This is a genomic window from Burkholderia sp. YHN3-13 (assembly GCF_055810675.1).
This window is the reverse complement of the sequence record NZ_JBVVNQ010000004.1, coordinates 53,527-66,595: the sequence shown is the minus strand read 5'-3', so window position 1 is coordinate 66,595 and position 13,069 is coordinate 53,527. Positions and strand designations below refer to the sequence as shown.

Annotated in this window: 10 protein-coding genes; 7 read left to right on the top strand and 3 right to left on the bottom strand. The window is 67.8% G+C overall.

The annotated features are described in order from the left end of the window. Positions 1-20: 20 nt before the first annotated feature. Positions 21-1,529: a MocR-like pyridoxine biosynthesis transcription factor PdxR gene (gene pdxR / locus AC0KUR_RS11710; protein WP_473375925.1), complete on the top strand. Its 1,509-nt coding sequence runs from the start codon at positions 21-23 to the stop codon at positions 1,527-1,529. A gap of 64 nt (positions 1,530-1,593) precedes the next feature. Here pdxR and AC0KUR_RS11705 read toward each other — a convergent pair whose 3' ends face one another. Beyond that, entirely contained in the window at positions 1,594-2,430 is an 837-nt protein-coding gene (locus AC0KUR_RS11705; RefSeq protein WP_069706909.1) for a DMT family transporter, read from the bottom strand. Positions 2,431-2,545: 115 nt separating this feature from the next. On the opposite strand from AC0KUR_RS11705, the gene selD reads away from it, so the two are divergent. The 3 genes from selD to AC0KUR_RS11690 all read left to right on the top strand — a co-directional run bounded on the left by selD (position 2,546) and on the right by AC0KUR_RS11690 (position 5,582). Next, the gene (gene selD / locus AC0KUR_RS11700) at positions 2,546-3,610 is read left to right on the top strand and encodes a selenide, water dikinase SelD (RefSeq protein WP_063851213.1); all 1,065 of its coding nucleotides are present in this window, start codon (positions 2,546-2,548) and stop codon (positions 3,608-3,610) included. A gap of 72 nt (positions 3,611-3,682) precedes the next feature. After that, a complete protein-coding gene (locus AC0KUR_RS11695) occupies positions 3,683-4,273 on the top strand; it encodes a LysE family translocator (protein WP_069706910.1) in 591 nt (196 codons plus the stop codon). Positions 4,274-4,502: 229 nt separating this feature from the next. After that, positions 4,503-5,582, top strand: a complete 1,080-nt coding sequence (locus AC0KUR_RS11690) for a purine-nucleoside phosphorylase (protein ID WP_034187784.1) — start codon at positions 4,503-4,505, stop codon at positions 5,580-5,582. 208 nt (positions 5,583-5,790) lie between these two features. Here the strand turns inward: AC0KUR_RS11690 and AC0KUR_RS11685 are convergent, their stop codons facing one another. Then, positions 5,791-6,084: a DUF4148 domain-containing protein gene (locus AC0KUR_RS11685; RefSeq protein WP_473375924.1), complete on the bottom strand. Its 294-nt coding sequence runs from the start codon at positions 6,082-6,084 to the stop codon at positions 5,791-5,793. 441 nt (positions 6,085-6,525) lie between these two features. Continuing rightward, a complete protein-coding gene (gene ceoR / locus AC0KUR_RS11680; RefSeq protein ID WP_034187786.1) occupies positions 6,526-7,530 on the bottom strand; it encodes a putative multidrug efflux transcriptional regulator CeoR in 1,005 nt (334 codons plus the stop codon). A 174-nt stretch (positions 7,531-7,704) separates the two neighbouring features. Here ceoR and AC0KUR_RS11675 point away from each other — a divergent pair, with 174 nt between their 5' ends. From AC0KUR_RS11675 to ceoB, 3 genes are read left to right on the top strand one after another with little or no spacing between them, the layout of a single operon-like run. Further along, positions 7,705-8,565, top strand: a complete 861-nt coding sequence (locus AC0KUR_RS11675; RefSeq protein ID WP_034187787.1) for an alpha/beta hydrolase — start codon at positions 7,705-7,707, stop codon at positions 8,563-8,565. A 32-nt stretch (positions 8,566-8,597) separates the two neighbouring features. Further along, positions 8,598-9,815: a multidrug efflux RND transporter periplasmic adaptor subunit CeoA gene (gene ceoA / locus AC0KUR_RS11670; RefSeq protein WP_034187788.1), complete on the top strand. Its 1,218-nt coding sequence runs from the start codon at positions 8,598-8,600 to the stop codon at positions 9,813-9,815. 45 nt (positions 9,816-9,860) lie between these two features. Next, complete coding sequence (gene ceoB, locus AC0KUR_RS11665; RefSeq protein ID WP_034187789.1) at positions 9,861-13,061, top strand: multidrug efflux RND transporter permease subunit CeoB; 3,201 nt, start codon at positions 9,861-9,863, stop codon at positions 13,059-13,061. Positions 13,062-13,069: the final 8 nt, after the last annotated feature.

Here is a 13,069-nt window from a genome sequence, read left to right as displayed (position 1 = left end):
TAAATATTCAGGAGCCAATCATGCGCGCGAGCGTGTTGTCGGACTGGCTGGCGCAGCGCCTCGTGCGCGGCGGCGCACAGCCGATCTACCGGCAGCTTCACCGGCTGCTGCAACAGGCGATCCTGTCGCGCGAACTGCCGGCCGGCACGCGCGTGCCGTCGTCGCGGCTGCTGGCCGCCGAGCTCGGCATCGCCCGCAACACGGTCACGCAGGTTTACGAACAGCTGGCGCTCGAAGGCTATGTGAATTCGGCGACCGGCCGAGGCACCTTCGTCGCCGACAGCGCGCCGGACGAGATCGTCGGCGTGCCGCCCGACGCGGCGGCCGGGCCCGCCGTCGTGATGCCGTCCGCGCGGCGGCTGTCCGCGCGCGGCACGCGGCTCGTCGAAGGCGCCGGCGTGTCGAAGCGCCAGGGCGGCGCGTTCATGCCGGGCGTGCCCGATGTGTCGCGATTTCCGGCGCGCGTGTGGACGCGGCTGCACAACAAGTACTGGCGGCGCCTGCGCCCCGACCTGCTGACGTACGCACCGGGCGGCGGGCTCGCGCTGCTGCGCGAGGCGCTGGCCGACTACCTGCGCACGTCGCGCTCGGTGCGCTGCACGCCCGAGCAGATCGTGATCACGACCGGCATCCACCAGTCGATCGACCTCGCGGTGCGGTTGCTGACCGATCCGGGCGACGCGATCTGGACCGAGGACCCGTGCTACTGGGGCGTGCGCAGCGTGCTGAACGTGTCGGGGCTGACCACGCGGCCGATTCCGGTCGACGACGAAGGCATCGCGCCGTCGGCCGCCGATCTCGCCGCGCCGCCGAAGCTGATGCTCGTCACGCCGTCGCACCAGTATCCGCTCGGCATGGTGATGAGCCTCGCGCGGCGGCGGATGCTGCTCGAATACGCGCGCCAGCACGGCTGCTGGATCATCGAGGACGACTACGACAGCGAATTCCGCTACGGCAGCCGGCCGCTCGCGTCGCTGCAGGGGCTCGACACGGCCGGGCAGGTGATCTACGTCGGCAGTTTCGGCAAGACGCTGTTCCCGGGGCTGCGGGTCGGGTATCTCGTCGCGCCGGAACCGCTCGCGGAAAGTTTCGCGACCGCGAGCGCCGAGCTGTATCGCGAAGGGCAACTGCTGCAGCAGGCGGTGCTCGCGGAATTCATCGCGGAAGGGCACTTCGTGTCGCATATCCGCAAGATGCGCACGCTGTACGGGCAGCGCCGCGAGGTGCTGCTCGAGGCGGTCGCGCGCCGCTACGGCCATACGCTGCAGGCACTCGGCAGCGACGCGGGGCTGCATCTGGTCACGCAACTGCCGGAAGGGGTCGACGATCGCGCGGTCGCGCAGGCCGCGCTCGAACGCAATATCGTCGTGCGGCCGCTGTCCGGTTACTACGCGGATCGCGAGCGCGCCGCGTCGGGGTTGCTGCTCGGTTATGCGTGCGTGCCGGAAGACGAGATCGCGACCGCGTTCGCGACGCTCGCCGAGGCGATCGACGAGCGGGCCTTCGGCGGGGCCGTCGCGGTGGCTTGACGGCGCGGCAGCGGCATCGTCGCGGGGCGGCGCCGGTGGTCGGTGCGAGGCCGGCGCGGGCGGCCTACAGCCGGATCAGCGCCGCGCCGGCCACCACCAGCGCGCACGCGGCGAGCCGTTGCGCGCCGGGCCGCTCGCGCATCACGAACCAGCCGATCGCGACCGCGAAGATCGAGCTCGTTTCGCGCAGCGCGGACACGGTCGCGACCGGCAGGTGCCGGTACGCGAGGATCACGATCCCGTATGCGGCGAGCGAGATCGTGCCGGCGATCGCGCCCTGCGTGAGTGCCGTGCGCGACGCGAGCACCGCGCGCGGGCCGCCGCGCAGCACGCCGACGAGCACGAGCTGCGGCACGCTCCACAGCAGGTACACCCACGCGATGTAGCCGAGCGCGCTGCCGGACAGGCGCGAGCCGATCCCGTCGCAGATCGAGTACGCGGCGATGAACACGCCCGTGAGCAGCGCATACGGCACGCCTTCGCCGGAGAACCGGAAGCCGCGCCGCAACGCGAGCGACATGATCCCGAACGACACCAGCGCGATGCCCGCGAAGCCGAACGGCGTCGGCCGCTCGTGCAGCATCGCGAGCGCCAGCACCGACACGAGCAGCGGCGAGATACCGCGCGCGATCGGATAGATCTGGCCGAATTCGCCGCTGCGGTACGCGCGCGCGAGCGTGAAGCAGTACGCGACCTCGAGCGTGGCCGACGCGACGATGTACGGCCACGCGGCGAGCGCCGGCGCCGGCAGCAGCGCGGCGCCGGCGATGCCGAACGCGAGATACGGCAGCGACATCGTGCCGAGCTGCACGAGCCGGTCTTCGCTGACGTGGAGGAACGCATTCCAGATGGCGTGCAGCAGCGCGGAGCACAGCACGAGGCCGATGAACAGGTGATCCATGAACGAAGGTGCGGGCGGCGGCGGGCGGGGGACGGCGCGGTCAATTATGTGGGTATCCGGCGCGCTCGCGCGGAATTGTCGATAATAGAACGTTGTTATTCACCGGATGCCGACGATGACCGAAGCCACCCAAGCCCAGCCTGCCGTTCCGCGCCTCACGAGCCTATCGCACGGGGGCGGCTGCGGCTGCAAGATCGCGCCGGGCGTGCTGTCCGAACTGCTGAAGCGCGCGACGCCGCCCGCGCTGTTCCCGGACCTGCTGGTCGGCACCGAGACGTCCGACGACGCGGCCGTCTACCGGCTCAACGACGAGCAGGCGATCGTCGCGACCACCGATTTCTTCATGCCGATCGTCGACGATCCGTTCGACTTCGGCCGCATCGCGGCGACCAACGCGCTGTCCGACGTGTATGCGATGGGCGGCAAGCCGATCCTCGCGCTCGCGCTGGTCGGCATGCCGATCAACGTGCTGCCGCATGAAACGATCGCGGCCGTGCTGCGCGGCGGCGAATCGGTGTGCGCGGACGCTGGCATTCCGGTCGCGGGCGGCCATTCGATCGATTCGGTCGAGCCGATCTACGGGCTCGCGGCGATCGGCGTCGTGCACCCGTCGCGCGTGAAGCGCAATGCGGCCGCGCGCGCCGGTGACGTGCTCGTGCTCGGCAAGCCGCTCGGCGTCGGCGTGCTGTCGGCCGCGCTGAAGAAGAACCAGCTCGATGCCGACGGTTACGCGCAGATGGTCGCGACGACCACCAAGCTGAACCGGCCGGGCACGGAGCTGGCCGCGCTGCCGGGCGTGCATGCGCTGACCGACGTCACGGGCTTCGGGCTGCTCGGCCATACGCTCGAGCTGGCGCGCGGCGCGCAGCTGACCGCGCGCGTGCACTATGCGTCGCTGCCGTGGCTCGCCGGCGTCGAGGCGTTCGTGGCCGACGGCGTGTTCACCGGCGCGTCGGGCCGCAACTGGGCCGCGTACGGCACCGACGTGCGGCTCGCCGACGGCCTGCCGCCGGTCGCGCAGGCGCTGCTGACCGATCCGCAGACGTCGGGCGGCCTGCTCGTCGCGTGCGCGCCCGACGCGGTCGACGACGTGCTCGCGTGCTTCCGTGCCGACGGTTTCGACCGCGCGGCCGTGATCGGCGAGATGGTGGACGGGCCCGCGCGCGTCGACGTCGCCTGACGCGGATTTTCCGCGCGGGTTCTTTATGCGGTCGCCGGAATCGATGCCTTCTCTCGAAGGCATCGACGATCGATGAACGACTTCCTGTTCGGGCTGATGATCGCGCTGTCGGTCGGGCCCGTTGCATGGATGATCGCGAACTACGGCATGCGCGCCGGCACGGCGACCGGCGTGCGCGCGGCAATCGGCGTTGCCGCGGCGGACGGCTGTCATGCAGTCGTCGCGTTCACGATCGGCGTGATGCTCGCGAGCACGCTCGCGGCGCATCTGTCGTTGTTCCGTAGCGTGGGCGCGGGCGTATTGCTCGCGATGGGCATGCGGATGCTGTGGCAGGCGCTGCGCGACCGTCGGCGCACGCTCGAAGGCGATACGCCGCCGCCGGGTGACCGCCCGTTGATGTCGATGTTCGTCGTCACGCTCGCGAACCCGCTGACGATCCTGCTGTTCTACGGCTATGCAACGGCTGCCGCCGGCGCGCATCGGCACTGGCTGACCGGTGCCGCGTGCGTGTTCGCGGGCAGCCTCGCGGGGCAGCTCGTGTTCGCGTTCGGCGGCAGCGCGATCGGCCGCTTCGTGAAGTCGCCCGGGTGGCTCGCGGCGAGCCATGTGGTCGCCGCGCTCGTCGTGCTCGGTTACGGTGTTGCGGGGCTGATGCGCGTGTAGTGCGGCGGGCAGCGGCCGGCGTCGCACGGGCGGCCAACCCGATAGCATTCCTGATGTTTGCAATACGGCGGCGAACGCGCGCATTCCGTCACGCAACACGCGTCCATGCGCACGAAACACCGTTCGCCGTTTCGTAGTCGGGTTCCGCATTGCGTACGCCCGTTCTATACTCCCTCGCGCAGTCTCCGAGAGCCGTTCTCACCCAACATCATCGAAACAAGGAACGCCGATGCTGACTCGCTCCATCCTTTCCGCTGCCGCATTCTCGCTCGCGGCCTGTGCGACCGCGCCGTCGATCGCGCAGGACAACCAGGGCAACAACGCGGGCAACCATGCATTCGCCGAGACCGGTGCACAGGGCCGCCCGGTCAAGGTCATGATCATCACGATGTTCGGTCCGGAGGGCCAGGCGTGGCTCGACCGGCTCGGCCCGTGGCGCGACATCGCCGTGCCGGGCCTGTCGCCCGACTACCCGGCCGTTCACTGCAACAAGCAGGACGTGTGCGTCGTGACGACCGGCATGGGTTATGCGAACGCGTCGGCGACGATCATGGCGCTCACGTTCTCGCAGCGCTTCGATCTGCGCCGGACGTATTTCCTGGTGTCCGGCATCGCGGGCGTCGACCCCGCGCAGGGCACGGTCGGTTCGGCCGCGTGGTCGAAATACCTCGTCGATTTCAGCCTGCAGTGGGAGCTCGACGCGCGCGAGATTCCCGCCGGCTGGAACACGGGTTTCCTCGGCATCAACACGAAGAGCCCGAACGACAAGCCGCCGCTCGACTATCGCACCGAAGTGTTCCAGCTCAACCCGCAGCTGACCGACGCCGCGTACGCGCTGTCGCGCAACGTCGTGCTCGCCGACAGCGCGCAGGCGCAGGCTGCCCGCGCGAAGTTCACGTATGCGCCGGCGAACCGGCCGCCGACGGTGATCCAGTGCGATACGTCATCGGGCAACACGTGGTTCTCCGGCACGCTGATCGGCGAGCGCGCGCGCCAATGGACGAAGATCCTGACCGACGGCAAGGGCACCTACTGCATGACCGCGCAGGAAGACAACGCGACGTATGAGGCGCTCAAGCGCGCGGCGAGCGTGAAGCGGGTCGACCTGTCACGCGTCGCGGTGCTGCGCACGGGGTCCGATTTCGACCGCCCGTATGCGGGGCAGACGAGCGCCGACAACCTGCTGAACTACGCGGACCAGGGCGGCTTCGCCCCGGCGACCGAAAACCTGTACCGCGCGGGTAATCCGCTGGTTCAGGACATCGTCACGCACTGGGGCGAATGGCGCGACGGCGTGCCGCGCCGTTGACGGCCGGACGATGACTCGGCCGGCGGTCAATGCGATCGCGGGGCCGAACGGAACGGCGTCCAGACCGGCGTGGTGTCGTCCCAGTGATCGAGCGGCGAAGGAAGGGTGTCGTTCATCATGTGCTCCTGCAAGTCACTGACTCGGCGAGTCGTCGAAAGGTGTGCCGCGACGCCGCGCACGGGCCGACCCGTTGCGCGGCGTCGCGCGTTTACCGGCCCCCGCCGGCGAGCTGGTTGCTTTCCGGCAGCGAGCGATACGGGCCCTGGGCGAGTTCGAGCCCAGGCGGATACGAATTCGCCTTGCGCAGGTACGCGAGCGTGCCGTCCTTGCGCGCTTGCACGACTTCCGCGCTCACTTCGGCACGCGTACGCGGGCCATTGTGCTGCGCGTACCACGACGTATTGCCGTAGTCGCCGGCGTGCGGCGTGCCCGAATCGGCGAAGGCCGGTGCGGACACGGCGAGCGTGAGCGCGAGGGCGGAGAGAAGATGGCGGCGGTTCATGGCATAACTCCTGTGTCGATATGAGTCAGCGCTTCAGCGCTGACTCGGATCCCATGTCGGAGCGGGCGTCCGAGCGCTGCTCCGGTCCCATCGAGCGGGATCTGTTCGATGCGCAACGAGGTGCGCGACAGGGTTTACTCTAGGTATCTGTTCGGTCGCGATAAATGCGGCAGACGCGAATTGATTTGTCGCCGCACCGGAACAATCGACATCCGCATGGACGACAGGGTTATGCGGAAATTGCCGGCAGCCCCGTGCAGCGGGGCGCACGCGGGTGCGGCGGCCACCCGCGACGGCGCGTGCGGGCGATTGCTGCTCGCGACACAAAGGTTTGCTGCGGAATCGGGAAGGATCGGATGCGCCGCGCGCATGGCGGCTTGAAGACGGCGAGGAGAGCGGACGATGCGCGGGCCGCGCGGCCCGCGCATGCAGGTCAGACGATTACGCGACCCATTCGTTGATGACCGGCGTGTCGAGCGCCGGCGCGCGTTCGGCTTCCTCGAACGTGCGCTTGCTGCACGTCGCGTCGAGGCTGCCCTTGCCGCTCAGCAGCGGGCAGCGGTCGAACACCTCGGCCACCCAGTCGACGAACACGCGCACCTTCGGCGACAGGTGGCGGCTGTGCGGATACACGACCGAGATCGGCATCGGCAGCGGCTTGACGCCGGGCAGCACTTCCTTGAGCCGGCCTTCGCGCAGCTGCGGCAGCACCATGAAGAGCGGCGGCTGGATCAGGCCGAAGCCTTCGATCCCGCAGGTGACGTACGCATCCGCGTCGTTCACCGACACGATGCTGTTCATCTTCACCTCGATTTCCTTGCCTTCGGTGAGGAACGTCCAGTCGATCGTGCGGCCGGTGCGGCTCGAGAAATAATTGACGGCCTTGTGCTGGCCGAGATCGTCGATCGTCTGCGGCTCGCCGTGGCGCTCGAGATACGCGGGCGCGGCGACCGTCACGCATTCGAACAGGCCGACGCGACGCGCGACCAGCGACGAATCCTGCAGCGCGCCGACCCGGATCACGCAGTCGACGCCTTCCTGCAGCAGGTCGACCGGCCGGTCGGACAGGCCGAGCTGCAGGTCGATGTCCGGATAGCGCGTATGAAATTCGCACAGCGACGGAATCACGAGCAGCCGCCCGATCGAGCCCGGCATGTCGATACGCAACTTTCCGTGCGGTTTCCGGTTGTTGGCCTGGAAGCTCGCTTCGGTTTCCTCGACGTCCGCGAGGATCCGCACGCATCGTTCGTAGTACGCGGCGCCGTCCGGCGTGAGCGACAGCCGGCGCGTGGTCCGGTGCATCAGCCGCACGCCGAGGAAGGCTTCGAGATTCTGGATGATCGTCGTGACGGACGCTCGCGGCAGGCCGAGCGTTTCTGCTGCCTTGGTGAAGCTGCTTGTATCGACGACGCGAGTAAACACCTGCATGGCCTGAAGCCGGTCCATCACAACCTCCGCAATCTAATTTGCCGCCGGAACAACAAGGCTGCGCTACCTCGTGGGTAAACGCAGCCTCGGATTGTTCGGGGGCGTTGAATTGTGTTGCCGGATTATAGGCATTTATCCCAATGTCTGCCGGACCCAGAATTCGTTCCATCTCGAAATGGATGCTGCATCGTCATGGACGCTTCTGAATTCAGCAAATTCCTGAAAGCCGCGTTGCCCGCGCAAGCCTTGGCGGGCGCGGCGCTGACGGTCGCCGAAGTGGAAATTCCCGGCTACGCGCAGGACATCGTGCTGCGCCTCTACCGCCGCCCGGACAAGACCGGGTTGCCGGTAGTGCTTTATTTCCACGGCGGCGGTTTCGTCCGCGGTTCGCTCGAGGACGCGGATTTCGCCGCGCGTTTTTTAGCAGAACGCTTACCAGCACTCGTAGTGTCGGTCGATTATTCGCTCGCGCCGGCCTTTCCCTTTCCGGCCGCGCCGGAGGATGCGTATCGCGCGGCCGTGTGGGTCGCGACGCGGGCCCGCGCGTTCGGCGGCAACCCGAAGAAGATCGGGGTCGCCGGCCACGACGCGGGCGGCCAGCTCGCGAATTGCCTCGCCTTCATCGCCCGCGACCGCGGTGAAGTGTCGATCGCCGCGCAGGCGCTGTTCGGACCGATGCTCGACCCGAGCATGACGCGCATCGGCGACGCCGAGCGCCTCGCGTCCGACATCACCCCGCGCGAATGCGCGGCCTGTTATCGCGCGTATCTGCCGCAGGCGGCGCAGCGCATGCATCCGTACGCGGCGCCGCTCGAGTCGGTGCGCCTCGCGGGGCTGCCGCCGACGCTCGTCGTCACCGCGCAGAACGACGTGCTGCACGTCGAAGCGGAGAAATATGCGAGCTGCCTGATCTCGTCGGGCGTGCTCACGCAGGTGATCCGCTATCCGGACATCACGCACGCCGCGCTCGCGACGCACGAAGCCGCGTTCGAGGAAGCCGTGCGCTTCTTCCAGTGCCGCTTCCAGGCGCGCCAGCCGAACCGTTCCGAATAACCAAAACCATTCCACGTTTACTGGAGATCCACATGGCCATCCTACGCACCTCCCGCTCGCGAATCGCCACCGCGGCGATCGTGACGCTCGCCGTCGTCGGCCTCGGCACGTTCGGCGCGATGCGCGTGAACGCGAACGCGCCCGAGAAAGCGGCGGCGCCGCTGCCCGAAGTCGACGTCGCGACCGTCGTGCCGCAAACCGTGACCGACTGGCAAAGTTATTCGGGCCGCCTCGAAGCGGTCGAGAAAGTCGACGTGCGTCCGCAGGTGTCGGGCACGATCGTCGCGGTGAACTTCAAGGACGGCGCGCTCGTGAAGAAGGGCGACGTGCTGTTCGTGATCGACCCGCGCCCGTACCAGGCCGAAACCGATCGCGCGGCCGCGCAGCTGGCCGCCGCGCAGGCGCGCAACGGTTATGCGCAGACGGACTGGCAGCGCGCGCAGCGGCTGATCGGCGACAACGCGATCGCGAAGCGCGACTACGACGAGAAGCAGAACGCGGCGCGCGAGGCGACGGCGAACCTGAAGGCCGCCGAAGCCGCGCTGGAAACGGCGCGCATCAACCTCGGCTATACGCGGATCACCGCCCCCGTGTCGGGCCGCGTGTCGCGCGCGGAAATCACGCTCGGCAACGTCGTGTCGGCCGGCGCGTCGGCCGCCCCGCTGACGACGCTGGTATCGGTGTCGCCGATCTACGCGTCGTTCGACGCGGACGAGCAGACCTACCTGCAATACATCAACGGCGCGCGCAACGGCCGCAAGGTGCCGGTGGAGCTCGGTCTCGCGAACGAAACGGGCTACTCGCGCAGCGGCGAGATCGATTCGGTCGACAACCGGCTCGATACGTCGTCCGGCACGATCCGCGTACGCGCGCGTTTCGACAACGCCGACGGCGCGCTCGTCCCGGGGCTCTATGCCCGCGTGAAGGTGGGCGGCAGCGCGCCGCACGAGGCATTGCTCGTCGACGACGCGGCGATCAACACCGACCAGGACAAGAAGTTCGTGTTCGTCGTCGACCAGCAGGGCCGTGTGTCGTACCGCGAAGTGCAGCAGGGAATGCAGCACGGCAACCGGCGCGTGATCGTGAGCGGGTTGTCGGCCGGCGATCGCGTGATCGTGAACGGCACGCAGCGCGTACGCCCCGGCGAGCAGGTGAAGCCGCACATGGTCCCGATGACGGGCGGCGATGCGCCGTCCGCGCCGCTCGCGAACAACGCGAAGCCGGCCGCACCGGCGAAGGCGGATTCGTAAGCGGCCCGCCGCTTCGCATCCGCGTTCAACCAGACAGAGCCACACATGAACATTTCCAAATTCTTTATCGACCGGCCGATCTTTGCAGGAGTCCTATCGGTGATCATCCTGCTCGGCGGGGTGATCGCGATGTTCCTGCTGCCGATTTCGGAATATCCGGAAGTCGTGCCGCCTTCGGTGATCGTGAAGGCGCAGTATCCGGGCGCGAACCCGAAAGTGATCGCCGAGACGGTCGCGTCGCCGCTTGAAGAGCAGATCAACGGCGTCGAGGACATGCTCTACATGCAGTCGCAGGCGAACAGCGACGGCAACATGACGATCACCGTCACGTTCAAGCTCGGCACCGATCCGGACAAGGCCACGCAGCTCGTGCAGAACCGCGTGAACCAGGCGCTGCCGCGCTTGCCGGAAGACGTGCAGCGGCTCGGCATCACGACGGTGAAGAGCTCGCCGACGCTGACGATGGTGGTCCACCTGATCTCGCCGGACAACCGCTACGACATGACCTACCTGCGCAACTACGCGCTGATCAACGTGAAGGATCGCCTGTCGCGGATCCAGGGCGTCGGCCAGGTGCAGCTGTGGGGTTCGGGCGACTACGCGATGCGCGTATGGCTCGATCCGCAGAAGGTCGCGCAGCGCGGGCTGTCGGCCGAGGACGTCGTGCAGTCGATCCGCGAGCAGAACGTGCAGGTCGCGGCCGGCGTGATCGGCGCGTCGCCGTCGCTGCCCGGCACGCCGTTGCAGCTGTCGGTGAACGCGCGCGGCCGTCTGCAGACGGAAGACGAATTCGGCGACATCGTCGTGAAGACGACGCCGGACGGCGGCGTCACGCACCTGCGCGACATCGCGCGGATCGAGCTCGACGCATCCGAATACGGGCTGCGCTCGCTGCTCGACAACAAGCCGGCCGTCGCGATGGCGATCAACCAGTCGCCGGGTGCGAACTCGCTGCAGATCTCGGACGAAGTCCGCAAGACGATGGCCGAGCTGAAGCAGGACATGCCGGCGGGCGTCGACTACAAGATCGTCTATGACCCGACGCAGTTCGTGCGCTCGTCGATCAAGGCCGTCGTGCACACGCTGCTCGAGGCGATCGCGCTGGTCGTGATCGTCGTGATCGTGTTCCTGCAGACCTGGCGCGCGTCGCTGATTCCGCTGATCGCGGTGCCGGTGTCGATCATCGGCACGTTCTCGCTGCTGCTGGCGTTCGGGTATTCGATCAACGCGTTGTCGCTGTTCGGGATGGTGCTCGCGATCGGGATCGTGGTCGACGATGCGATCGTCGTCGTCGAGAACGTCGAGCGGAACATCGAGAGCGGGATGAACGCGCGGCAGGCGACCTACAAGGCGATGCAGGAAGTGAGCGGGCCGATCATCGCGATCGCGCTGACGCTCGTCGCCGTGTTCGTGCCGCTCGCGTTCATGTCGGGCCTGACCGGCCAGTTCTACAAGCAGTTCGCGATGACCATCGCGATCTCGACGGTGATCTCGGCGTTCAACTCGCTGACGCTGTCGCCGGCGCTGTCCGCGATCCTGCTGAAGGGCCATGGCGACAAGGAGGACTGGCTCACGCGCGTGATGAACCGCGTGCTCGGCGGCTTCTTCCGCGGCTTCAACAAGGTGTTCCATCGCGGCGCGGAGAACTACGGCCGCGGCGTGCGCGGCGTGCTGTCGCGCAAGACGCTGATGCTCGGCGTGTACCTCGTGCTGGTGGGCGCGACCGTGCTCGTGTCGAAGGTCGTGCCGGGCGGCTTCGTGCCCGCGCAGGACAAGGAATACCTGATCGCGTTCGCGCAGCTGCCGAACGGTGCGTCGCTCGACCGTACCGAGAAGGTGATCCGCGACATGGGCTCGATCGCGCTGAAGCAGCCGGGCGTCGAGAGCGCGGTCGCGTTCCCGGGGCTGTCGGTGAACGGCTTCACGAACAGCTCGAGCGCGGGCATCGTGTTCGTCACGCTGAAGCCGTTCTCGGAACGGCATGGCAAGGCGCTGTCGGCCGGCGCGATCGCGGGCGCATTGAACCAGCAGTACAGCACGATGAAGGATTCGTTCGTCGCGGTGTTCCCGCCGCCGCCGGTGCTGGGGCTCGGTACGCTCGGCGGGTTCAAGATGCAGATCGAGGATCGCGGCGCGGTCGGCTACGCGAAGCTGTCGGATGCGACCAACGACTTCATCAAGCGCGCGCAGCAGGCGCCTGAACTCGGCCCGCTGTTCACGAGCTACCAGATCAACGTGCCGCAGCTCAACGTCGATCTCGATCGCGTGAAGGCGAAGCAGCTCGGCGTGCCGGTGACCGACGTGTTCAACACGATGCAGGTGTATCTCGGCTCGCTGTACGTGAACGACTTCAACCGCTTCGGGCGCGTGTACCAGGTGCGCGTGCAGGCCGATGCGCCGTTCCGCCAGCGCGCGGACGACATCCTGCAGCTGAAGACGCGCAACGACAAGGGGGAGATGGTGCCGCTGTCGTCGCTCGTCACGGTGACGCCGACGTTCGGCCCCGAAATGGTCGTGCGCTACAACGGCTACACGGCGGCCGACATCAACGGCGGCCCGGCGCCGGGTTTCTCGTCGGGCCAGGCGCAGGCCGCGATCGAGCGCATCGCGCATGAAACGCTGCCGCGCGGCGTGCGGTTCGAGTGGACCGATCTCACGTACCAGCAGATTCTTGCCGGCGATTCGGCGATGTACGTGTTCCCGATCAGCGTGCTGCTCGTGTTCCTCGTGCTCGCGGCGTTGTACGAAAGCCTGACGCTGCCGCTCGCGGTGATCCTGATCGTGCCGATGAGCATTCTGTCGGCGCTGACGGGCGTGTGGCTCACGCAGGGCGACAACAACATCTTCACGCAGATCGGCCTGATGGTGCTGGTGGGGCTGTCGGCGAAGAACGCGATCCTGATCGTCGAGTTCGCACGCGAGCTCGAACACGACGGCAGGACGCCGCTCGAGGCCGCGATCGAGGCGAGCCGGCTGCGTCTGCGCCCGATCCTGATGACGTCGATCGCCTTCATCATGGGCGTGGTGCCGCTCGTCACGTCGACGGGGGCCGGGTCGGAAATGCGCCATGCGATGGGGGTCGCGGTGTTCTTCGGGATGCTGGGCGTGACGCTGTTCGGGCTGATGCTGACGCCGGTGTTCTACGTCGTGCTGCGGACGCTCGCGGGCGGCAAGATCCACGTCGCCGGCAAGGATTCGTCGGGTTACGGCGTGCCGCCGTCGGGCGCGTCGGCTTCGGATGCTTGAGGAAAACA

What these genes read in the sequence shown, in the direction of transcription:
- AC0KUR_RS11685 (WP_473375924.1), bottom strand. Translation starts at nt 6,084, where the DNA reads ATGAACCGCCGCCATCTTCTCTCCGCCCTCGCGCTCACGCTCGCCGTG.
- selD (WP_063851213.1), top strand. Translation starts at nt 2,546, where the DNA reads ATGACCGAAGCCACCCAAGCCCAGCCTGCCGTTCCGCGCCTCACGAGC.
- AC0KUR_RS11705 (WP_069706909.1), bottom strand. Translation starts at nt 2,430, where the DNA reads ATGGATCACCTGTTCATCGGCCTCGTGCTGTGCTCCGCGCTGCTGCAC.
- ceoR (WP_034187786.1), bottom strand. Translation starts at nt 7,530, where the DNA reads ATGGACCGGCTTCAGGCCATGCAGGTGTTTACTCGCGTCGTCGATACA.
- ceoA (WP_034187788.1), top strand. Translation starts at nt 8,598, where the DNA reads ATGGCCATCCTACGCACCTCCCGCTCGCGAATCGCCACCGCGGCGATC.
- ceoB (WP_034187789.1), top strand. Translation starts at nt 9,861, where the DNA reads ATGAACATTTCCAAATTCTTTATCGACCGGCCGATCTTTGCAGGAGTC.
- AC0KUR_RS11690 (WP_034187784.1), top strand. Translation starts at nt 4,503, where the DNA reads ATGCTGACTCGCTCCATCCTTTCCGCTGCCGCATTCTCGCTCGCGGCC.
- AC0KUR_RS11695 (WP_069706910.1), top strand. Translation starts at nt 3,683, where the DNA reads ATGAACGACTTCCTGTTCGGGCTGATGATCGCGCTGTCGGTCGGGCCC.
- pdxR (WP_473375925.1), top strand. Translation starts at nt 21, where the DNA reads ATGCGCGCGAGCGTGTTGTCGGACTGGCTGGCGCAGCGCCTCGTGCGC.
- AC0KUR_RS11675 (WP_034187787.1), top strand. Translation starts at nt 7,705, where the DNA reads ATGGACGCTTCTGAATTCAGCAAATTCCTGAAAGCCGCGTTGCCCGCG.